Raw genomic sequence first — 20,751 nt, 5'->3', positions numbered from 1 at the left:
TCGCTACGCACCGTCGTGCAGCGAGCGCCCGAACATACGAGCAAAACGAGTTTTATATGACGAACAAAGACGTAAGCAAAGTTAAGCGCAAAGGCACCTTCAAGAGCGCGCCGCTGCCGGTAGAAGCCCACGTTGGTCCGGAACTGGCTGGCGAAGAGCTGGTAAAAGTTGCCGTGGCTGCCCTGGAAGACGTGAAAGCCCAGGACATCCAGGTGCTCGACGTACGCGACAAGCAGAGCATCACCGACTTCATGATCATCGCCACCGGTACCTCCAACCGCCAGATCGGCGCGATGCTGGACAAGGTTCGCGAAGCGGTCAAAGCCCAAGGCGTGAAGCCACTGGGTGAAGAAGGCAAGGGCGACAGCGACTGGGTGCTGCTGGACATGGACGACGTGATCGTTCACATGATGACCTCCAACGCCCGCCAGTTCTATGACCTGGAGCGTCTGTGGAAAGGCGCCGAGCAGAGCCGTGCCGCCGATGGCAAGCACCACAGCCCGGAAGTGGGCCACGCGCACTTCGACAAGCTCAACAAAGACCAGGAATAAGGAACGGCTGTGCGCCTGCGTCTGATCGCTGTCGGTTCACGCATGCCCAAGTGGGTGGAAGAGGGCTGGCACGAGTACGCCAAGCGTCTGCCTGCCGAGCTGTCGCTGGAGCTGGTGGAAATACCGCTCAATACCCGGGGCAAGAATGCCGACGTGGCGCGCTTTATCCGTCAGGAAGGCGAAGCCATGTTGGCCAAGGTCGGGCCCAACGAGCGCATCGTTACGCTCGAAGTGCACGGCAAGCCCTGGAGCACCGAGCAGTTGGCGGTGGAACTGGACCGCTGGCGCCTGGATTCGCGCACCGTCAACTTCATGGTCGGCGGCCCCGAAGGGCTGGCGCCGGAAGTCTGTGCGCGAGCCGATCAGCGCTGGTCGCTGTCGGCACTCACGCTGCCGCACCCGTTGGTAAGGATTCTGATCGGTGAACAGCTGTATCGCGCCTGGACAGTTCTGTCCGGGCATCCTTATCACAAATAATCTGCGCCATTCCCGATGACCCAGCCGATCCGCATCAAGGACCACGAGAAAGACGCACGTCTGGTACGTGCGCGCGTGGTATTTGGCGCGATCATGGTGGTGGCGCTGATCGGGGTGCTGATCGCGCGCCTGTATTACCTGCAGGTCATCCAGTACGAATATCACTCCACCTTGTCGGAAAACAATCGGGTGCATGTGCAGCCGATCCCGCCGACCCGTGGGCTGATTTTCGACCGCAATGGCGTGGTGGTGGCGGATAACCGGCCCAGCTTCAGCTTGAGCATGACCCGCGAGCGTTCCGGCGACTGGCAACAGGTGCTCGATGTGATCGTCGAGGTGCTGCAGCTGACGCCGGAAGACCGAGTCATTTTCGAGAAGCGCATGAAGCAGGGGCGCCGACCTTTCGAGCCGGTGCCGATTCTGTTCGAGCTGAACGAAGAGCAGATTGCACGGATCGCGGTGAACCAGTTCCGCTTGCCGGGTGTGGAGGTGGTGGCGCAGTTGGTGCGGCATTACCCCCAGGGGCCGCACTTTGCCCACTCGGTTGGCTATATGGGGCGCATCAACGAGAAAGAGCTGAAAACCCTCGATCCGGTCAATTACAGCGGCACCCATCACATTGGCAAGACCGGCATCGAGCGTTTCTACGAGCCCGAACTGCACGGCCAGGTGGGTTACGAAGAGGTCGAGACCAACGCCCGCGGCCGCGTGTTGCGCGTGCTCAAGCGCACTGATCCGTTACCGGGCAAAGACATCGTGCTGAGCCTGGACATCAAGCTGCAGGAAGCCGCCGAAATGGCGCTGGGTGGTCGTCGCGGTGCGGTGGTGGCGCTGGACCCGAAGACTGGCGAAGTGCTGGCCATGGTCAGCCAGCCGAGTTTCGATCCCAACCTGTTCGTGACCGGCATCAGCTTCAGGGCCTACGCCGAGTTGCGCGATTCCATCGACCGGCCGCTGTTCAACCGCGTGTTGCGCGGCCTGTACCCGCCGGGTTCGACCATCAAGCCGGCGGTGGCGATTGCCGGCCTGGATTCGGGTGTGGTCACGGCGTCGAGTCGGGTCTATGACCCCGGCTACTACATGCTGCCCAACTACGATCACAAATACCGTAACTGGAACCGCACCGGTGACGGCTATGTCGACCTGGATACCGCGATCATGCGCTCCAACGACACCTATTTTTATGACCTGGCCCACAAGTTGGGTATCGATCGCTTGTCGACCTACATGGGCAAGTTCGGCCTCGGTCAGAAAGTCTCCCTGGACATGTTCGAAGAGTCCCCAGGCCTGATGCCGTCGCGGGAATGGAAGCGGGCGACGCGCCGCCAGGCGTGGTTCCCCGGCGAAACCCTGATTCTCGGCATTGGCCAGGGTTATATGCAGGCCACCCCGCTGCAACTGGCCCAGGCGACGGCGCTGGTGGCGAACAAGGGCATCTGGAACCGTCCGCACCTGGCCAGGACCATCGAGGGCGAGAAACCGCTGGATGAGAACCCGATCCCCGACATCGTGCTGCGCGACCCTTCCGACTGGAACAAGGTCAATCACGGTATGCAGCAGGTCATGCACGGGGCCCGTGGCACCGCACGCAAGGCGGCGATCGGTGCGCAGTACCGCATCGCCGGCAAGAGTGGTACTGCCCAGGTGGTCGCGATCAAGCAGGGTGAAAAGTACGACCGCTCCAAGGTTCAGGAACGCCACCGCGACCACGCCTTGTTTGTCGGTTTTGCCCCAGCAGATGACCCGAAAATCGTGGTGGCGGTGATGGTGGAGAACGGTGAATCCGGCTCCGGCGTCGCGGCCCCGGTGGTGCGTCAAGTGATGGACGCCTGGCTGCTGACCGCCGACGGCAAGCTCAAGCCCGAATATGGCGGCCCCCCTTCAAGCCCCGAGGTTACGGCCCGTGAAGAGTAATTTTGACCGCATCCTCTCCAGTGAGGATGTGATGCGTCGCCGTGCGACGTTGCTGCAACGCATGCACATCGATGGCCCGCTGCTGGTGCTGCTGCTGATCTTGGCGGCGGGCAGCCTGTTCGTGCTGTATTCGGCCAGCGGCAAGAACTGGGACCTGCTGATCAAGCAAGCGTCTTCGTTCGGCCTGGGCCTGTTGTCGATGGTGGTGATCGCCCAGCTCGAGCCGCGCTTTATGGCGCGCTGGGTGCCGCTCGGTTATGTCGCCGGGGTTTTGCTGCTGGTGGTGGTGGACGTGATGGGCCACAACGCCATGGGCGCGACCCGCTGGATCAACATCCCTGGGGTGATTCGCTTCCAGCCGTCGGAATTCATGAAGATTCTCATGCCGGCCACCATCGCCTGGTACCTGTCCAAGCGCACGTTGCCGCCACAGCTCAAGCATGTGGGGATCAGCCTGGTGCTGATCGGCGTGCCGTTCATTCTGATCGTGCGCCAGCCGGACCTCGGCACCTCGTTGCTGATCCTGGCGGGCGGCGCGTTCGTGCTGTTCATGGGGGGCTTGCGCTGGCGCTGGATTCTCAGCGTGCTGGCCGCCGCCGTGCCCGTGGCCGTGGCCATGTGGTTCTTCTTTATGCACGACTACCAGAAGCAACGGATCCTGACGTTCCTCGACCCGGAGAGCGACCCACTGGGCACCGGCTGGAACATCATCCAGTCCAAGGCAGCGATCGGCTCCGGCGGCGTGTTCGGCAAGGGCTGGTTGCTGGGCACCCAGTCGCACCTGGACTTTCTGCCGGAAAGCCACACCGACTTCATCATCGCGGTGATGGGCGAAGAGTTCGGCCTGGTCGGCATTTGCGCGCTGCTGCTGATCTATTTGCTGTTGATCGGTCGCGGGCTGGTGATCACCGCGCAGGCGCAGACGCTGTTCGGCAAGTTGCTGGCCGGCAGCCTGACCATGACTTTTTTTGTTTATGTTTTCGTCAACATCGGTATGGTCAGTGGCCTGCTGCCGGTGGTAGGTGTGCCGTTGCCATTCATTAGCTACGGCGGAACTTCGCTGGTGACATTGCTGTCAGCGTTTGGGGTTTTGATGTCGATTCATACGCATCGCAAATGGATCGCACAGGTTTGAATAAGGTGAAGATGTCAATGCAAGTAATGCGCGGCTGGGCAACTCGGCATGCGTCCTGGATGGGCCTGATTGGGCTGCTGGGCGCAACGCAGGAGGTGCAGGCCGGTGACTACGATGGCTCACCTCAGGTCGCCGAATTCGTCGGTGAGATGACCCGCGACTACGGTTTCGCCGGTGAACAGCTGATGGGCGTGTTTCGCGAGGCCCAGAAAAAGCAGGCGATCCTCGACGCCATCTCGCGCCCCGCCGAACGCGTGAAGCAGTGGAAGGAATATCGCCCGATGTTCCTCACCGACGCTCGCGTGGCCAGGGGCGTGGACTTCTGGCGCCAGCATGAGGCGGTACTGGCCCGCGCCGAGCAGGAATACGGCGTGCCGGCCCAGGTCATCGTCGCGATCATCGGCATTGAAACCTTCTACGGGCGCAATACCGGCAGTTACCGGGTGATCGACGCGTTGTCGACCCTGGGCTTCGATTACCCGCCCCGCGCCGAGTTCTTCCGCAAGGAGCTGCGCGAATTCCTGCTGCTGGCCCGCGAAGAACAGGTCGACCCGATGACTCTCAAGGGCTCGTACGCCGGGGCGATGGGCTTGCCGCAGTTCATGCCGAGCAGCTTTCGCGCCTACGCCGTGGACTTTGACGGCGACGGGCATATCAATATCTGGAGCAACCCCGACGATGCCATCGGTAGCGTGGCCAGCTATTTCAAGCGTCACGGCTGGGTCGGCGGTGAGCCGGTGGTCGTCCGCGCCGATGTGACGGGCGAGCGTGCCGACGAAGGCCTGACCCAGGGTATCGACCCGGTGAAGACCGTCGGGGAGTTGCGAGCGCTGGGCTGGTCGAGTCAGAATGCGCCACGCGATGACATGCCGGTGACGGCGTTCCGCCTTGAAGGTGAAAATGGCCCGGAATACTGGATGGGCCTGAAGAATTTCTACGCAATCACGCGTTATAACCGCAGTGTGATGTACGCCATGGCCGTGCATCAGCTGTCAGACGAGCTGGTTCAAGCACGGGGCAACAAGTAATGCGGGTATCGCCGTTCAAAAAACCGCTCAAGCTGGTGGCGTTCGCCGCGTTGTCCCTGCTGATCGCCAGTTGCTCCACCAGCCCGAACCGTGCGCCGGCCAAGAAGGCCGGCGGCGCGGTGGTTCGCGCCCAGCCGGGCCTGGACATCAACCGTGCGCACAAAGATGGCGCGCCGTGGTGGGATGTGGATGTGTCGAAGATCCCCGATGCCACGCCGACCTTGCACTCCGGCCCCTACAAGGCCAACCCCTATACCGTGCTGGGCAAGAATTACTTCCCGCTGCAGGACTCCAAGACCTACGTGCAGTCCGGCACGGCGTCCTGGTACGGCACCAAGTTCCATGGCCAGAATACCGCCAACGGCGAAGTGTATGACCTGTACGGCATGAGCGCGGCGCACAAGACCCTGCCGCTGCCCAGCTACGTTCGCGTGACCAACCTGGACAACAACCGCACGGTGATCCTGCGGGTCAATGACCGTGGGCCGTTCTATTCGGACCGGATCATCGATTTGTCCTACGCCGCCGCGAAGAAACTCGGCTACGCCGAAATCGGTACCGCACGGGTCAAGGTCGAAGGCATCGACCCGGCGCAGTACTGGGCCCAGCGTGGCAAGCCGGCGCCGTTGATGCTCAACGAACCGCAAACCCCGCAACCACAAGTGACCGCATCGACCGGCAAGATCGAACAATGGACGCCGCCGCCCGCGCAGCATGCGCCGGATACGGTCGTCGTGCCCCGTGCCGCGCCCGGTGCCTCCACCGTGGGCGGGCAGTACCTGCAGGTGGGCGCTTTCGCCAACCCGGATGCGGCAGAACTGTTAAGGTCCAAGCTCAGCGGCATGGTCAGCGCGCCAGTGTTCATCAGCTCCATCGTGCGTAACCAGCAAACCCTGCACCGTGTGCGCATGGGGCCGATCGGCTCGCCGAGCGAGGTGGCGCAAGTGCAGAACAGCGTACGCCTGGCGAACCTGGGGCAACCCAGCGTAGTGACCGCGGAATAAGGCAATAAAGGACTGCAGGTTCAGGCGCATGCCTGGGCCCTGGTTGTTGGCTCGTTGAACAATAAAAACCCAGGGGCAAGGGGTGAGCGGGCAACCGAACACGTGACAGTCTGGAAGCGGGCTGTCTGAATAGTTTTGCCCGCGAGGGCAAGTTTCCATAAGCAATTTCGAGAGACGGATGAACATCACCACCTTAGCCAAACGTACGTGCCTGCTTATCTCGCTGATCATCACCCCGGCCGCCTGGGCGGTTGAGATGGTGCCGGCTTCCCCGCAACTGGCCGCCAAGGCCTGGGTCCTCATGGATGCCGCCAGTGGCAACGTGCTGGTCGAAAACGGCGGTGACATGCGCCTGCCGCCTGCCAGCCTGACCAAGCTGATGACCGCCTACATCGCGACCCTGGAAATCCGTCGCGGCCAGATCGGCGAAAACGACCCGGTGACCGTCAGCGAAAACGCCTGGCGTACCGGTGGTTCGCGGATGTTCATCAAGGTCGGCTCGCAAGTCACCGTCAGCGACCTGCTGCACGGCATCATCATCCAGTCCGGTAACGACGCCAGCGTCGCCTTGGCCGAGCACATCGCCGGCAGCGAAGACGCATTCGCCGACATGATGAACAAGACGGCCGGCGACCTGGGCATGACCAACAGCCACTTCATGAACCCGACCGGCCTGCCGAATCCTGAGCATTATTCGTCGGCTCACGACATGGCGATCCTGGCCCGCGCGATCATCCGTGTCGACCCGGTGCACTACGCCATCTACTCCCAGAAAGAGTTCTTCTGGAACAACATCAAGCAGCCTAACCGCAACCTGTTGCTGTGGCGCGACAAGACCGTCGATGGCCTGAAAACCGGCCACACCGACGAAGCCGGCTACTGCATGGTGTCGTCCGCTGTACGTGATGGCCAGCGCCTGATCGCCGTGGTATTCGGCACCAACAGCGAGCAGGCCCGTGCGGCCGAGACGCAAAAGCTGCTGACCTACGGCTTCCGCTTCTTCGAAACCCAGACCTTCTACCAGAAGGGTACGGAGCTGGCGACCGCGCCGGTATGGAAGGGCGCAACCTCCCAGGTCAAGGCCGGCCTGGCTGATGACCTGACCTTGACCATGCCTAAAGGCCAGCTGAAAAAGCTCGCTGCCAGCATGACCATGAACCCCCAATTGGTTGCCCCAATCGCCAAGGGCGACGTGATCGGTAAAGTCGAAGTCAAACTGGACGACAAGGTGGTGCACAGCGCCGACCTGATCGCACTGGATGCCGTCGACGAAGGTGGTATCTTCCGCCGCGTGTGGGATAGCATCCGTCTATTCTTCTACGGCTTGTTCAACTGATTGTGTGCACCTGCAAAGCCCCGCGTTGATCCGACGCGGGGCTTTGCCGTCGCCACGGCTTACCGCTTACGAGGCCGTTACGCCATGACCGATACCGAAGTAAAGGCGCCAAAGATCGAATTCCCGGTGGTGGACTACCCCATCAAGATAATCAGCGATACCGGCGTAGGCCGCAAAGACTTGATCCTCGAGATTGTGCGCAAGCACGCGACGATCAATGATCAGCGTGTGGACGAACGATCCAGCTCCACAGGCAAATACACCACGATCCAATTGCACATCGTTGCAATCGGTCAAGACCAGCTCTACGACATCAACAGCGAACTGCGGGCCACCGGCTTCGTGCACATGGTGTTGTGATGCCACAGGTCCTGGGCTTTCGCGAGCTCGGCCGGATGGCCTACGAGCCGGTCTGGCACGCCATGCAACGCTTCACCAACGAGCGCGGCAGCTCGGCTGCGGATGAAATCTGGCTGGTCGAACACCCGCCGGTATTTACCCAGGGCCAGGCCGGCAAGGCCGAGCACCTGCTGCTTCCGGGTGATATTCCGGTGGTGCAGGTCGACCGAGGGGGTCAAGTGACTTACCATGGGCCTGGCCAACTGGTCGCCTATCTGTTGCTGGATGTGCGCAAGCTGGGGTTTGGCGTGCGTGACCTGGTAAGCCGCATGGAAGCTTGCCTGATCGAGCTGTTGGCCAGTTACGGCGTGACCGCTGCGGCCAAGCCTGATGCACCGGGTGTGTATGTGGATGGCGCGAAAATCGCTTCCCTGGGATTGCGCATTCGTCACGGGTGTTCCTTTCATGGCCTGGCCCTGAATGTGGACATGGACCTGGCCCCGTTCCGGCGCATCAACCCGTGCGGCTACGCCGGGCTGGCGATGACCCAGTTGAGCGACCATGCAACACCCATAGAATTTGCCGAGGTAAGTGCCCGGCTGCGCGCGCAGCTCGTCAAACACCTCGACTATGCTGAGCAGACGACCCTGACGGGCGGAATCGATTGATATGACTACTGATGTTGTGCAAACCATGATCCCGACACTGGACGTTACCGAGCGTCCAGCCCCGGCCCCGCGTGCCAAGGTGGAAGCCGGCGTCAAGCTGCGCGGCGCCGAGAAGGTTGCACGCATCCCGGTCAAGATCATCCCGACCACCGAACTGCCGAAAAAGCCTGACTGGATTCGCGTGCGCATCCCGGTCTCGCCGGAAGTCGACCGTATCAAGGCCCTGCTGCGCAAACACAAGTTGCACAGCGTGTGCGAAGAGGCGTCCTGCCCGAACCTGGGCGAATGCTTCTCCGGCGGCACCGCCACCTTCATGATCATGGGTGACATCTGCACCCGTCGTTGCCCGTTCTGCGACGTGGGCCACGGCCGTCCGAAACCCCTGGACGTCAACGAGCCGGAAAGCCTGGCTATCGCCATCGCCGACTTGAAACTCAAATATGTGGTGATCACCTCGGTCGACCGTGACGACTTGCGCGACGGCGGTGCCCAGCACTTTGCCGATTGCATCCGCGAAATCCGCAAACTGTCGCCAAACGTCATGCTTGAAACCCTGGTGCCCGACTACCGTGGCCGCATGGATGTGGCGCTGCAAATCACCGCCGCCGAGCCGCCGGATGTGTTCAACCACAACCTGGAAACCGTTCCGCGCCTGTACAAGGCCGCGCGTCCGGGTTCGGATTACCAGTGGTCGCTCACCCTGCTGCAGAAGTTCAAGCAGATGATGCCGCACATTCCGACCAAATCCGGCTTGATGCTGGGCCTGGGCGAAACCGACGAAGAAGTCATCGAAGTCATGAAGCGCATGCGCGAGCACGACATCGATATGCTGACCCTGGGCCAGTACCTGCAACCGTCCCGTAGCCACTTGCCGGTGCAGCGTTTCGTGCACCCGGATACCTTCGCCTGGTTCGCCGAGGAAGGGTACAAGATGGGCTTCAAAAACGTGGCCTCGGGCCCGTTGGTACGCTCTTCGTACCACGCCGACGAGCAGGCCAAGCTGGTCAAGGCGAGCCTGGTGTCGTAACACCGAGCTATGTAACGCCGCAGGTCCAATGTGGGAGGGGGCTTGCCCCCGATTGCGGTGTGACAGTCAATACACGAGTGACTGATACATCGCCATCGGGAGCAAGCCCCCTCCCACATTTCGTTATGCGTCATATTAAGGAGAATTGTGCATGACTAGCGCCGTACCCGCTCTGCGCCCCGAAGGCACCATCGGCCTGATCGCTCCCGCCGGCCCTGCCGCGCTGGACGTTGAAAAAGCCGGGCAATGGATGCGCGCCCGTGGCTACGAACTGCGCATTTTCCCGGGTGTGTATGAGCGCGACGGCTACTTGGCCGGCAGTGATCAAGTGCGTCTCAACGACCTGCATGCTGCCTTCGCCGACCCCGAAATCGACGCGATTTTCTGCCTGCGCGGCGGCTACGGCACGCCACGCCTGCTCGACGCGCTGGACTTCGACCTGTTGCGTGCCAACCCCAAACCGTTCGTGGGTTACAGCGATATCACCGCCTTGCACCTCGCGATCAACCGCTACGCCGGCTTCGTCACTTTCCACGGGCCGATGCTCAATGCAGACCTGCTCGGTGGCAAGCAACCCCCCACCGAGTCATCGCTGTTCAGCCTGCTGCGTGGCCAGCTCGGCGCCGGCAGCTTGTTGACGCACCCGGCGGCCTACCCGTTGACCACCATTGAACCTGGCATCGCCTGCGGGCGCTTGTTGGGCGGTAACTTGTCGATGATCGCGGCGGTGATGGGTACCGCCTACGACATTGACGCTGAAGGCATCATTCTGTTTATCGAGGACATCAACGAGCCGCTCTATCGCATCGACCGCTTGCTGACGCACCTGCGCCTGGCAGGCAAACTCGACCAGGTCGCGGGGGTGTTGGTGGGGGATGTGGCCGGTGTGGATCAGGTGGGGCTTGAGCGATTGTTGCAACAGACCTTCGAACCGCTGTGCGTTCCGGTGCTGTCCGGCTGGCGCAGTGGGCATTGCGATCCGAATCTGACGTTGCCGATGGGGGCTTTGGTGCGTTTGGATGCGGGGGAGCAGCGGGTGGTGTTGGAGCAGGATGTCGTGTTTAGCCGCTGAGTTTTCGGCGCCTGCTAAACCGCATCGGGGGCAAGCCCCCTCCCACAATTGGACCTGTACACCCTTTGGAATGCGGTCAAATGTGGGAGGGGGCTTGCCCCCGATGGCGATAGTCGCCATAAACCAATCTATCGGCCCTGCAGTGACTCCAGCAGCTTCACCGTCGGATACCCATCCGCCGGCCAGCCCAGCGCTTGCTGCGCCGCTCGAATCGCCTTGCGTGTGTTGGCGCCAATGATCCCGTCGGCATTGCCCGCGTCGTAGCCCTTGGCGCTGAGCGCCGTCTGCAGGTCGATGCGTTGCGAGCGGCTCAGCGGTAGCTCATCCTTCGGCCAGCTCCCGCGAATCACGCCACCGCCGCCAAATCGCTCCGACAGCAGGCCAACGGCCAGCGCATAGGACGACGAGTTGTTGTATTTCAGGATCGCACGGAAGTTATCCAGTACCAGGAACGCCGGGCCACGGTAGCCGGCCGGCAACAGCAGGGCGGCGGACAGTTGGTCGACATTGGCTGGCAGGCTTGCGCCAGGCGGCAGCTGGATGCCCAGTTGCAGCCATTCGGCGACGGGCTTGCGGATGCCACCATCGGCCAGGGAGTAGTCGAAGCCCGTTGGCAGTGGCTGCACCTCAACGCCCCACGGCTGGCCTTTTTGCCAGCCGGAGCTTTGCAGGTAATGGGCAGTGGACGCGAGGGCGTCACCGGGGCTGTTCCAGATATCGCGGCGGCCGTCGCCGTCGAAATCCACGGCATGGGTGTTGTAGGTGGTGGGGATAAATTGGGTCTGGCCCATTGCGCCGGCCCAGGAACCTTTCATCTGGTCGGCCGCAATATCGCCGTGCTGGATGATCTGCAGCGCCGCCAGCAGTTGCGCCTGTGCGAACGCCGGGCGACGGCCCTCATAAGCCAGGGTCGCGAGGGAGCGAATCACCGAGTTATTGCCCTGGAACTGGCCGAAGTTGCTTTCCATGCCCCACACCGAGACCAGTGCCTGGCGATCGACGCCATACCGCTCTTCGATGCGCTGCAGGATATCGGCGTACTTGACCAGCAAGGCCTGGCCATTACGCACGCGCAGCGGCGACAGCGCGCCGTCGAGGTATTCCCACACCGGGCGGGAAAACTCCGGCTGGCTGCGGTCGGCGCGAATCACCGCCATGTCCGGGCTGACGCCGGCGAAGGCATTATCGAAGACGTCGGCGGTGATTCCGGCTTGCAGGGCCTGCGCACGGAAACCGGCCTGCCATTCGGCGAAGGTCTGGGTCGGTTGGATGTTCAGGTTGTCTACCGCCAACGGCGCAACGACGGCAGGCGCGACGGCCGGTACGGTCTTGACCGTGGGCAGGGGTTGAGCATCCGCGGCGGTGGGTTTTTCCGCGCAGGCGACAAGCAGAATGAGGCTGGAGGCAGCGATCAATTGGCGAAGGTGCCAACGACGGGAAAGACTAGAGGGCATGCACAGGTCCAGGGGGTTACAAATCCAGTGCAGACCTTATCATGCCAGAGGGGCGCTTGCCTTCAGGCAGCCAGAAAGTAAGAAGCCTCCCAGCTATTAGACTGGAAGGCTTCGCGGCGGTAGCTGCCTTTGCCCTTGCCGGCGCGTTCCTGACGGCTGCGGAACAGTGGCTGGGCGATGATGGATTTGGCCTTGTTCGGGCCATGCTTGGATGGCTTTTTGCTCATGATCTTTCTCTCGTTCGGGTGGGTGGAGCGGCGAAAATAATCTGCCTATATTGCGGCGCTGTAAAGCCTGAGAATTGTAAACACAAACAAAATGTGGGAGGGGGCTTGCTCCCGACGGCGGAGTGTCAGTCACCAGATTTATCGACTGTTACATCGCTATCGGGGGCAAGCCCCCTCCCACATTGTTCCGCGGTGTTGCTGATAGATGGGTTACTCGGCAGGCAACGCCAAGCGCTGGCCGGCCATCAACAGTGACAAACGGCTCAGGCTCATCCACGGCGAGCCGGCCGCCTGGCCTTTGATCTGTGCATCGATGCGCTGCGCTTCCAGCAACAGTTGCGCCCAGCGTTGCGCCGAGTGCCGTTGCAGGGCCTTGCTCATCAGGGGTTTGCGCTTGTCCCACACAGGCGGTCGGGCTTGGCTGAAGCATTTGTCCAGGGGTGTGCCCTGGCTGTATTGCAAAGCGATGTTAGCCAGCACCCGCAGTTCCCGGGCCAGGGCCCAGAGAATCACCGGCGGTTCCACACCCTCGCCGCGCAGCCCTTCGAGCATGCGCAGGGCGTGGGCCGGTTCACCGTTGAGGATCGCGTCCACCAGCCCGAAGACATCGAACCGCGCACTGTCAGCCACCGCGCCTTGCACGGTTTCGACGGTAATCTGCCCATCTTCCGCCATCAGCTTGAGCTTTTCGATCTCCTGGGCGGCGGCCAGCAGGTTGCCCTCGACCCTGGCGGCGATCAGCTCGACGGCGTCTTGCGTGGCCGACAGGCCGGACTGTGACAGGCGTTGGCGGATCCATTGCGGCAGCTGGCTGCTGTCCACCGGCCAGATCTGGATGAACTGGGTCTGCGGGCCTTCCACCAGCGCCTTGCCCCATTTGGTTTTCTGCGCACTGCCGTCGAGCTTGGGCAGGCTGACCAGCAGCACCGTGTCTTCAGCAGGGCGCGCGCAATATTCCATCAACGCCGCCGCGCCCTTATCGCCCGGCTTGCCCGAGGGCAGGCGCAGTTCCAGCAGGCGTTTTTCGGCAAACAGCGACATGCTCGCGCCTGCCTGCAGCAGCGTGCCCCAGTCGAAACTGGCATCGGCGCTGAACACCTGGCGTTCATCGAAACCTTGCTGGCGCGCCGCCGTGCGAATGGCGTCGGCCGCTTCCTGGCACAGCAACGGGTCATCGCCGCTGACAATATAGACAGGTGCGAGGCCACCTTGCAGGTGTTTGGCGAGTTGGGCTGGGGCGAGTTTCATAGGCAGGGTGAACGGGGCGCCATGAGCGCCCCGTTTGGCTTACTCGACAGGGACTTCAACAGGCGACTGTTTCGGCGTGTTGTCTTCATACTCTTGCGCGGCTTTCAGGGCATCGGCGTCAGCCTTGGCCTTGTTGTCGGCGATTTGCTGCAGCTCCGCGAGTTTTTCCGGGGTCAGCAGTTGCAGGCGAGTCATCATGCGCTGGACCAGCTCACGACGCATTTCCTTGCGCACCTGAAGGGTCTCGGAGTCTGAGCCCACCAGGTTGTTGCCGTCGTGGCTCACGACTTTCTGCACCTGAACCTTGTCACCCATCAGTGGCAAGTGATCGCGGCCTTGTACTTCAAAGTTGACGGTGGTGGTCAACTCGACATCCGACGCGCGGCCCGCACTGGCGTAGCTGATGTTGCGCTGGGTTTCGCGCTCATCGACCAGGTCCAGTTTGTAGGTGGCGCCGGTATAGACGCGCACACCGCTGTTTTCCAGGGCCTGGCGCAGCTGAATCACGGTCTCGCCGTAGGCATTGCGTGCGCTGACGTCGAGTTCCTTGAGCGACAATTCGTTGGTGCCGGTGCCGCGCAGCTGGAAGCCGCACGCGCTCAACAGAACGGCCAGGCCCATTACCAGCAGATTGCGTTTGATCATGTTTGTTGCTCCCCTTGAAACCAGGCGGGCCGTATCGAGGCCCTGAAGGTTTAGTTCGGCACAGGGCTCAAGCCCTGCGCCCGATCCGATTTAGCTGGCGACGATATTGACCAGTTTTCCGGGCACTACGATCACTTTGCGGATCGTCAGGCCTTCGGTAAAGCGCAGCACGTTCTCGTTGCAGCGTGCAGCCGCTTCGACTTCTTCACGACTGGCGCTGGCCGGCATGTCGATCTGGCCGCGCAGTTTGCCGTTGACCTGAATCACCAGTTGCAGCGTGTCCTGTACCAGCGCGCTGTCATCCTGCACCGGCCAGCGGGCGTCGATGACGGCACCGCTGTGGCCCAGGCGGTTCCACAACTCGTGGCTGATATGTGGGGTGATCGGCGCCAGCAGCAGGGTAACCGTTTCCAGGCCCTCGTGGATCAATGCGCGATCCTGTTCCGTGGCCTGCGGGGCTTTTTCCAGCACGTTCATCAGCGTCATCACCTGGGCGATGGCGGTGTTGAACTTGTGGTTCTGCCCTACGTCCTGGCTGGCCTGGCGGATAGCCAGGTGGGTGCTGCGGCGAATGGCCTTCTGCTCATCGTTCAGGGCGGCGACATCCAGCTTGCCCGGCAAGCCCTGGCTGACGTGGGCATGGGCCAGGCGCCAGACGCGCTTGAGGAAGCGGTGCGAGCCTTCGACGCCGGAATCGGACCATTCGGCGCTCATGTCGGGCGGCGAGGCGAACATCATGAACAGGCGGCAGGTGTCGGCGCCGAACTGATCGATCATCGATTGTGGGTCGACGCCGTTGTTCTTCGACTTGGCCATCTTCTCGGTGCCGCCGATTTCCACCGGCAGGCCGTCGGACTTGAGCTTGGCGCTGATGACCTTGGCTTTGTTGTCACGCTCGAGCTCGACGTCCGCCGGGTTGAACCAGGTGTAGGCGCCATTGGCTTCGCGGCGATAGTAGGTCTCGGCGATTACCATGCCCTGGGTCAGCAGGTTCTTGAACGGCTCGTCGGAGCTGACCAGGCCTTCGTCACGCATCAGCTTGTGGAAGAAGCGAGCGTACAGCAGGTGCAGGATGGCGTGTTCGATGCCACCGATGTACTGGTCCACCGGCAACCAATGGTCGGCTGCGGATTTCTCGACCAAGCCACCTTCATAGTGCGGCGAAGCGTAACGGGCGTAATACCACGAGGACTCGACGAAGGTGTCCATGGTGTCGGTTTCACGCTTGGCCGGCGCGCCGCATTTTGGGCAGCTGCATTCGTAGAACTGCGGCATGCGTGCCAGAGGCGAACCGGCGCCGTCCGGGACGACGTCTTCGGGCAGGACGACCGGCAACTGGTCTTCCGGGACCGGCACGTCACCGCAGCTTTCGCAGTGGATGATCGGGATCGGGCAGCCCCAGTAGCGCTGGCGGCTGATGCCCCAGTCGCGCAGGCGGAACTGGGTGCGCGAGGCGCCGAGGTTTTTCTTGATCAGCGCGACTTCGATCGCATCGAACGCGCCCTGGAAGTCCAGGCCGTCAAATTCGCCGGAGTTGATCAGGGTGCCGTGCTCGCCGTAGGCGTCTTGCCACGGGGCCGGGTTGGTCTCGCCCGCGCTGGTGCGCACCACGGACTTGATCGGCAGGTTGTATTTGGTGGCGAATTCGAAATCGCGCTCGTCGTGAGCCGGCACCGCCATGACGGCGCCGTCGCCGTAGTGCATCAGCACGTAGTTGGCGACCCAGACCGGCAGCTTCTCGCCAGTCAGCGGGTGCTCGACGAACAGCCCGGTCGGCAGGCCTTTCTTCTCCTGGGTCGCGACATCGGCTTCAGCCACGCTGCCACCTTTGCATTCGGCGATGAACGCCTGCAGCTCAGGGTTGTTCTGTGCGGCCTGGGTGGCCAGCGGGTGTTCAGCGGCCACGGCGACGTAAGTTGCGCCCATCAGGGTGTCGGGGCGGGTGGTGAACACCTTGAGTGCGCCGGCTTCGCCGATCGAGTCGACGTTGTACGGGAACTGCACTTCCATGCCCTTGGATTTGCCGATCCAGTTGCGCTGCATGGTCTTGACCTGCTCGGGCCAGCCCGGCAAGTCGTCGAGGCTCGACAAGAGTTCATCCGCATAGGCGGTGATCTTGAAGTAGTACATCGGGATTTCGCGCTTTTCGATCAGCGCGCCGGAACGCCAGCCGCGACCATCGATCACCTGCTCGTTGGCCAGTACGGTCTGGTCGACCGGGTCCCAGTTCACGGTGCCGCTCTTTTTGTAGATCACGCCTTTTTCGAACAGGCGCGTGAACAGCCATTGTTCCCAGCGATAGTAGTCCGGCTTGCAGGTGGTCACTTCGCGGGACCAGTCCACCGCCAGGCCCAGGCTGCGCAGCTGGGTCTTCATGTAGGCGATGTTTTCGTAGGTCCACTTGGCGGGGGCTACGTTGTTTTTCATCGCGGCGTTTTCCGCCGGCATGCCGAAAGCGTCCCAACCCATGGGTTGCAGGACGTTCTTGCCGAGCATGCGCTGGTAGCGGGAAATCACGTCGCCGATGGTGTAGTTACGCACGTGCCCCATGTGTAGTTTGCCGCTGGGGTAAGGGAACATCGATAGGCAATAGAAAGTCTCCTTGCCTGGCTGTTCGCTGACTTCAAAGGACTTTTGCTCGTCCCAGAAGGTTTGTGCGGCATTTTCTATTTCACGGGGCTGATATTGTTCGTGCATGGCTACTTTTGAACTGAATAAGGGTGGCCTATTCCTCTTCGGTGCATGGTCGGGGTTGTTCGACACCAGAAAGCGGCGCGTCCGTGCCCAAACCCTGCGGGAAGTGGAGTTACAGGAAGCGCCGTAGCATACATGACCCCACTCTATCGAGGGAAACCCTGATTGCGCAGGCAGGGCCGTCTGTCGCGGCATCGGGCAGGCGCAGCCACGGGGGCTACGCTGTTTATTGGGGAGCATGTATTTCTTCAATGAGGTGAGGGGATGGCTGAATCGCAGCGAACTTTAACGAAACCGCAATTATATGAAGGATTGATCGACCGTTTGGGTCGGGCATTGGATGCCGCAAGAACCGCAGGCCGATTGCGTGGTGAACGGCCTCTGGAGCTGGAGTTGCAAGGCTTGAGCCAGGCAGAGCTTGAACTGATCGAGAACTATCTGGCGTTGCACCACCAACGCGCCTCTGATGGGCAGGCCTCCCCGCCACTCCAGGCGCCTTCCCGTTCGGCCAAGGTAATCTGGCTGAAGGACCTGCCGGCCGGCTGCGGCCCGGAACGTTTCCGATCCGTACGGTGTAAGTAACCCGCGTTATCCGCCACTTTACAAAATGTGCTGGTAAGGATTGTTGCCGAACCCCGTTGCATCTAGGCTTCGGGCATCTTTGGAGATGCCCGATGCCTTTTCGTTATTTCATCAAACAATTGTTGCTGCCGCCCGGTATTTTCTTGCTGTTGCTGGCGCTTGCCTGGTGGTTTCGTCGCAGTCGACCGCGCCTGGCGGGGTGTTGCTTTGCCTTGGGATTGGGCGGGATGTGGCTGATCAGCCTGCCGGTAATGGTGCAGTGGGGCGCGCACGCCTTGGAGACGGCGCCGCCTTTGGCCCGTGAAGACTGGGCAAACCTGGCCCAGCGCGCCGATGCGATCGTGGTGTTGGGTTCCGGGCGCGAGCGCGGCGACATTGCCTGGGGCACTGACCAACCCACCGGCATCGGCCTGGAGCGTGAGCGTTATGCGGCGCGGCTGGCCAAGGCGTCCGGGTTGCCGGTGCTGACCACCGGTGGCCTGCATTACGGCACGCCGCCCAGCGAGGCGCAGTTGATGGCGGTGTCGATGCAGGATGACTTCGGCGTGACGGTGCGTTGGAAAGAAGAGCGTAGCCGCACCACTTGGGAAAACGCCCAGATGAGCGCCGAGATCCTGTTGCCTCAAGGCATCAAGCGCGTGGTGGTAGTGACTCAAGCCTGGCACATGCCGCGTTCGGTGTGGAGCTTCGAAAAGGCCGGCTTTACCGTGGTACCCGCGCCAGTGGGGTTCCTGGGCGTGGATAACGCGCGTCCACTGGGCGGCTGGATGCCGGAGGTCAAGGCGGTATGGCAGAGCGGGCAGTTGATCAATGAGGCGGTGGGGCAGGTGGGGTATCGGTTGTTCTACAAGTAGCACCGCAGGCCCAGTGTGGGAGGGGGCTTGCTCCCGATTGCGGTGTATCAGTATCAAATGTACTGACTGACACACTGCTATCGGGAGCAAGCCCCCTCCCACATTGGTTATGTGTCGGCTGTCAGACGGTTTTGGCCATTCGACCCGCCAGCAGCGCCCAGCCGAACAACAGCACGCACACAATGATCAACGGCCACGACCGCCATTGCAGGTACGGCGTGAGGTTGTGCATTGGCACCACTTCACCGTAAAGAATGCCGCGCTCGAATTGCGGGATCTGTGCGGTGATCTGCCCAAACGGGTTGATCAGGCCGGTCACGCCGTTGTTGGTGGCGCGGATCATCCAGCGGCCGGCTTCCAGCGCGCGCATCTGCGCCATCTGCAGGTGCTGCAGCGGGCCGATGGAGCGGCCGAACCAGGTGTCATTGCTGATGGTCAGCAGCAGGTCGCTCTGGGCCGACAGGCCGGCGGCAAACTCCGGGTACACCACTTCATAGCAGATGAACGGCGCAATCTGATAACCCTTGGCCTGAAGCATCGCCTGGTCGGAAGGGCCGCGGGCGAAGTCCGACATGGGCAGGTCGAAGAAGGCGATCAACCCGCGCAACATGTCCTGCAACGGCACGTATTCACCAAAGGGCACCAGCTTTTGCTTGAGGTAGGTGCCATCACCTTCGCCGACCACGGTGATGCCATTGAAGTAGCGCTTCTCATGGCGTACTTCCTGGCGAATCGGTACCCCGGTGATCAGCGCGGTATTACGCTCGGCGGCGAACTTGCCCATCATGCCCAGGTAGCCTTCGACCGACTCCTTGAGCACCGGAACGGCGGTTTCCGGCCATACCAGCAGGTCAACGCGCCTGGAGCTCAAACTCATGTCGCGGTACAGCGCCAGCTGCGCATTGAGCTGCTCGGGGTCCCACTTCATGCTTTGTTCGACGTTGCCCTGGATGGCGGCCACGCTCAAAGGCGGGCCGGAGGGCGAGGTCCAGGCATGGTGCTTGAGCGCCAGGCCAATGGCCCATGGCGCAACGAGCAGCACCAGGCCGGCGGCGATGAAGCTGTTGCGCTTGCTCGCCAACAGGCGCGGCAGGTTGCACAAAAGGGCTGCCGTCAGCGCCAGGGCGAACGAAATCAGCCACATCCCGCCCAAGGGCGCGAGGCCGGTCAGCGGGCCGTCGAGTTGACTGTAGCCGGAGTACAACCACGGAAAACCGGTGAGGAACCAGCCACGAAAGGCTTCCTGGCCGACCCACAACGCCGCGAAGGTCAGCGCATCGGCCAGGGGCGCTTCATTGCGGCGCAGCCAGCGTGCCCACAGCCAGGCGGGCAGGGCGAAGAACCAGGCGATGGCGGCGGTGAACAGCAGCATCAGGAAACCCGCCAGCAGCACCGAAGCGCCGCCGAAGTGGTGGATGCTGTAGTAGATCCAACTGGTGCCGGCGCCAAACAGGCCGAAACCGAAACACCAGCCGCGCCCCAGGGCCTGGCGGGGTGTCAGCTCGCGCAGGCCGATATAGAACACACCGACCGCCACCAGCGCCAGCGGCCAGATATCAAACGGCGCCAGCGCCAGGGTGGTGATGGCGCCGGCCACCACGGCCAGCAGATTACCGGGCCAGCCGGGTGCGATCAGACGGCGCATTTCAGTCCTTAACGGGCAATAGGAGTCAAACGGATCAAGTGGATCCGGCGGCTGTCGGCATTCAGGATGCGGAAGCGATAGGCGCCGATCTCGGTGGTTTCGTTACGCTTGGGCAGGTGCCCGAACGCACTCATCACCAGGCCGCCGACGGTGTCGAATTCATCGTCGGAGAATTCGCTGTCGAAGAACTCGTTGAAGTTCTCGATGGGCGTCAATGCCTTGATCAGGAAGTCACCGCTGGGCAGTGGCTTGATGTAGCTGTCTTCTTCAACGTCGTGCTCGTCTTCGATGTCGCCGACGATCTGCTCCAGCACGTCCTCGATGGTCACAAGGCCCGCCACGCCACCGTATTCGTCGATCACGATGGCCATGTGATTGTGGTTGGCGCGAAATTCGCGCAGCAGCACATTCAGGCGTTTGGACTCAGGCACGAAGGTAGCCGGGCGCAGCAGGTCCTTGATGTTGAAGTTGTCGCCGTTCTCCTTGAGGATCAGCGGCAACAGGTCCTTGGCCAACAGGACGCCCATGACGTCGTCATGGCTTTCACCGATCACCGGGTAGCGCGAGTGCGCCGAGTCGATCACGGCCGGGAGGAATTCGCGCGGGGTCTGGGTCGCCCTGATGCTGATCATCTGCGAGCGCGGCACCATGATGTCGCGCACTTGCAGGTCAGCCACCTGGATGGCGCCTTCGACGATGGCCAGCGCTTCGCTGTCCAGCAACTTGTTCTGATGGGCCTCGCGCAGCAGCTCCAGCAGCTCCTGGCGGTTTTTCGGCTCGTGGGCAAAAGCCTGGGTCAGTTTACCCAGCCAGGACTTTTGCCCGTTGCTCGATCGGTCTTCGCTCATAGC

General features: G+C 62.0%; 20 protein-coding genes. 13 read left to right on the top strand and 7 right to left on the bottom strand.

What is annotated here, in order from left to right; genetic code table 11:
- Positions 1–56: 56 nt before the first annotated feature.
- The 11 genes from rsfS (at position 57) to C4J85_RS23795 (ending at position 10,551) form a co-directional block, all read left to right on the top strand.
- Complete coding sequence (gene rsfS, locus C4J85_RS23845) at positions 57–551, top strand: ribosome silencing factor (RefSeq protein ID WP_003176298.1); 495 nt, start codon at positions 57–59, stop codon at positions 549–551.
- Positions 552–560: 9 nt separating this feature from the next.
- Positions 561–1,028 carry a 23S rRNA (pseudouridine(1915)-N(3))-methyltransferase RlmH gene (gene rlmH / locus C4J85_RS23840; RefSeq protein WP_003176297.1) on the top strand — a complete coding sequence of 156 codons (468 nt, stop codon included), beginning with the start codon at positions 561–563 and terminating at the stop codon, positions 1,026–1,028.
- Positions 1,029–1,043: 15 nt separating this feature from the next.
- Positions 1,044–2,942 carry a penicillin-binding protein 2 gene (mrdA, locus tag C4J85_RS23835; RefSeq protein ID WP_124364556.1) on the top strand — a complete coding sequence of 633 codons (1,899 nt, stop codon included), beginning with the start codon at positions 1,044–1,046 and terminating at the stop codon, positions 2,940–2,942.
- A 31-nt stretch (positions 2,943–2,973) separates the two neighbouring features.
- Positions 2,974–4,077: a rod shape-determining protein RodA gene (gene rodA, locus C4J85_RS23830; protein WP_065952056.1), complete on the top strand. Its 1,104-nt coding sequence runs from the start codon at positions 2,974–2,976 to the stop codon at positions 4,075–4,077.
- Positions 4,078–4,094: 17 nt separating this feature from the next.
- Positions 4,095–5,105, top strand: a complete 1,011-nt coding sequence (mltB, locus tag C4J85_RS23825; protein ID WP_124364555.1) for a lytic murein transglycosylase B — start codon at positions 4,095–4,097, stop codon at positions 5,103–5,105.
- On the top strand, positions 5,105–6,109 hold the full coding sequence (locus C4J85_RS23820; protein WP_124408267.1) for a septal ring lytic transglycosylase RlpA family protein: 1,005 nt from the start codon (positions 5,105–5,107) through the stop codon (positions 6,107–6,109). Before mltB ends, C4J85_RS23820 begins: the two co-directional genes overlap by 1 nt.
- A gap of 178 nt (positions 6,110–6,287) precedes the next feature.
- A complete protein-coding gene (locus tag C4J85_RS23815) occupies positions 6,288–7,445 on the top strand; it encodes a D-alanyl-D-alanine carboxypeptidase family protein (protein WP_124368476.1) in 1,158 nt (385 codons plus the stop codon).
- A gap of 84 nt (positions 7,446–7,529) precedes the next feature.
- The gene (locus C4J85_RS23810; protein WP_048724650.1) at positions 7,530–7,805 is read left to right on the top strand and encodes a DUF493 domain-containing protein; all 276 of its coding nucleotides are present in this window, start codon (positions 7,530–7,532) and stop codon (positions 7,803–7,805) included.
- The gene (gene lipB / locus C4J85_RS23805) at positions 7,805–8,452 is read left to right on the top strand and encodes a lipoyl(octanoyl) transferase LipB (protein WP_124368475.1); all 648 of its coding nucleotides are present in this window, start codon (positions 7,805–7,807) and stop codon (positions 8,450–8,452) included. Before C4J85_RS23810 ends, lipB begins: the two co-directional genes overlap by 1 nt.
- Before the next feature lie 25 nt (positions 8,453–8,477).
- Entirely contained in the window at positions 8,478–9,479 is a 1,002-nt protein-coding gene (gene lipA, locus C4J85_RS23800; RefSeq protein ID WP_164484599.1) for a lipoyl synthase, read from the top strand.
- 151 nt (positions 9,480–9,630) lie between these two features.
- A complete protein-coding gene (locus C4J85_RS23795) occupies positions 9,631–10,551 on the top strand; it encodes an LD-carboxypeptidase (RefSeq protein WP_124410864.1) in 921 nt (306 codons plus the stop codon).
- A 128-nt stretch (positions 10,552–10,679) separates the two neighbouring features.
- Here C4J85_RS23795 and C4J85_RS23790 read toward each other — a convergent pair whose 3' ends face one another.
- The 5 genes from C4J85_RS23790 to leuS form a co-directional block, all read right to left on the bottom strand.
- The gene (locus C4J85_RS23790; RefSeq protein WP_124410863.1) at positions 10,680–12,005 is read right to left on the bottom strand and encodes a lytic murein transglycosylase; all 1,326 of its coding nucleotides are present in this window, start codon (positions 12,003–12,005) and stop codon (positions 10,680–10,682) included.
- A gap of 62 nt (positions 12,006–12,067) precedes the next feature.
- Entirely contained in the window at positions 12,068–12,232 is a 165-nt protein-coding gene (gene arfA / locus C4J85_RS23785) for an alternative ribosome rescue factor ArfA (protein ID WP_003176285.1), read from the bottom strand.
- A 210-nt stretch (positions 12,233–12,442) separates the two neighbouring features.
- Positions 12,443–13,480 carry a DNA polymerase III subunit delta gene (gene holA, locus C4J85_RS23780; protein ID WP_124364548.1) on the bottom strand — a complete coding sequence of 346 codons (1,038 nt, stop codon included), beginning with the start codon at positions 13,478–13,480 and terminating at the stop codon, positions 12,443–12,445.
- 39 nt (positions 13,481–13,519) lie between these two features.
- Positions 13,520–14,125, bottom strand: a complete 606-nt coding sequence (lptE, locus tag C4J85_RS23775; protein ID WP_124368472.1) for an LPS assembly lipoprotein LptE — start codon at positions 14,123–14,125, stop codon at positions 13,520–13,522.
- Positions 14,126–14,215: 90 nt separating this feature from the next.
- Positions 14,216–16,822, bottom strand: coding sequence for a leucine--tRNA ligase (gene leuS / locus C4J85_RS23770; RefSeq protein WP_124410862.1), 2,607 nt, complete (start codon positions 16,820–16,822; stop codon positions 14,216–14,218).
- A 261-nt stretch (positions 16,823–17,083) separates the two neighbouring features.
- Here leuS and C4J85_RS23765 point away from each other — a divergent pair, with 261 nt between their 5' ends.
- Complete coding sequence (locus C4J85_RS23765) at positions 17,084–17,401, top strand: hypothetical protein (RefSeq protein WP_124408263.1); 318 nt, start codon at positions 17,084–17,086, stop codon at positions 17,399–17,401.
- Between the two features lie 92 nt (positions 17,402–17,493).
- On the top strand, positions 17,494–18,255 hold the full coding sequence (locus C4J85_RS23760) for a YdcF family protein (protein ID WP_124410861.1): 762 nt from the start codon (positions 17,494–17,496) through the stop codon (positions 18,253–18,255).
- A 121-nt stretch (positions 18,256–18,376) separates the two neighbouring features.
- Here C4J85_RS23760 and lnt read toward each other — a convergent pair whose 3' ends face one another.
- Both lnt and C4J85_RS23750 read right to left on the bottom strand, forming a co-directional pair.
- Entirely contained in the window at positions 18,377–19,900 is a 1,524-nt protein-coding gene (gene lnt, locus C4J85_RS23755) for an apolipoprotein N-acyltransferase (RefSeq protein WP_124410860.1), read from the bottom strand.
- Positions 19,901–19,908: 8 nt separating this feature from the next.
- Positions 19,909–20,748, bottom strand: coding sequence for an HlyC/CorC family transporter (locus C4J85_RS23750; protein ID WP_122483878.1), 840 nt, complete (start codon positions 20,746–20,748; stop codon positions 19,909–19,911).
- Positions 20,749–20,751 lie beyond the last annotated feature (3 nt).

The sequence above is a fragment of the Pseudomonas sp. R4-34-07 genome, assembly GCF_003852375.1.
GTDB lineage: Bacteria > Pseudomonadota > Gammaproteobacteria > Pseudomonadales > Pseudomonadaceae > Aquipseudomonas.
This window is presented reverse-complemented; position numbering and strand designations above follow the sequence as displayed.

Bases quoted from the DNA above. Each gene is read 5' to 3' on its own strand.
- mltB (WP_124364555.1), top strand. From the start codon at position 4,095: ATGCAAGTAATGCGCGGCTGGGCAACTCGGCATGCGTCCTGGATGGGC.
- rodA (WP_065952056.1), top strand. From the start codon at position 2,974: ATGCGTCGCCGTGCGACGTTGCTGCAACGCATGCACATCGATGGCCCG.
- mrdA (WP_124364556.1), top strand. From the start codon at position 1,044: ATGACCCAGCCGATCCGCATCAAGGACCACGAGAAAGACGCACGTCTG.
- arfA (WP_003176285.1), bottom strand. From the start codon at position 12,232: ATGAGCAAAAAGCCATCCAAGCATGGCCCGAACAAGGCCAAATCCATC.
- lipB (WP_124368475.1), top strand. From the start codon at position 7,805: ATGCCACAGGTCCTGGGCTTTCGCGAGCTCGGCCGGATGGCCTACGAG.
- lnt (WP_124410860.1), bottom strand. From the start codon at position 19,900: ATGCGCCGTCTGATCGCACCCGGCTGGCCCGGTAATCTGCTGGCCGTG.
- C4J85_RS23795 (WP_124410864.1), top strand. From the start codon at position 9,631: ATGACTAGCGCCGTACCCGCTCTGCGCCCCGAAGGCACCATCGGCCTG.
- C4J85_RS23810 (WP_048724650.1), top strand. From the start codon at position 7,530: ATGACCGATACCGAAGTAAAGGCGCCAAAGATCGAATTCCCGGTGGTG.
- lptE (WP_124368472.1), bottom strand. From the start codon at position 14,125: ATGATCAAACGCAATCTGCTGGTAATGGGCCTGGCCGTTCTGTTGAGC.
- holA (WP_124364548.1), bottom strand. From the start codon at position 13,480: ATGAAACTCGCCCCAGCCCAACTCGCCAAACACCTGCAAGGTGGCCTC.
- C4J85_RS23815 (WP_124368476.1), top strand. From the start codon at position 6,288: ATGAACATCACCACCTTAGCCAAACGTACGTGCCTGCTTATCTCGCTG.
- C4J85_RS23760 (WP_124410861.1), top strand. From the start codon at position 17,494: ATGCCTTTTCGTTATTTCATCAAACAATTGTTGCTGCCGCCCGGTATT.
- leuS (WP_124410862.1), bottom strand. From the start codon at position 16,822: ATGCACGAACAATATCAGCCCCGTGAAATAGAAAATGCCGCACAAACC.
- C4J85_RS23790 (WP_124410863.1), bottom strand. From the start codon at position 12,005: ATGCCCTCTAGTCTTTCCCGTCGTTGGCACCTTCGCCAATTGATCGCT.
- C4J85_RS23820 (WP_124408267.1), top strand. From the start codon at position 5,105: ATGCGGGTATCGCCGTTCAAAAAACCGCTCAAGCTGGTGGCGTTCGCC.
- lipA (WP_164484599.1), top strand. From the start codon at position 8,478: ATGATCCCGACACTGGACGTTACCGAGCGTCCAGCCCCGGCCCCGCGT.
- C4J85_RS23750 (WP_122483878.1), bottom strand. From the start codon at position 20,748: ATGAGCGAAGACCGATCGAGCAACGGGCAAAAGTCCTGGCTGGGTAAA.
- C4J85_RS23765 (WP_124408263.1), top strand. From the start codon at position 17,084: ATGGCTGAATCGCAGCGAACTTTAACGAAACCGCAATTATATGAAGGA.
- rsfS (WP_003176298.1), top strand. From the start codon at position 57: ATGACGAACAAAGACGTAAGCAAAGTTAAGCGCAAAGGCACCTTCAAG.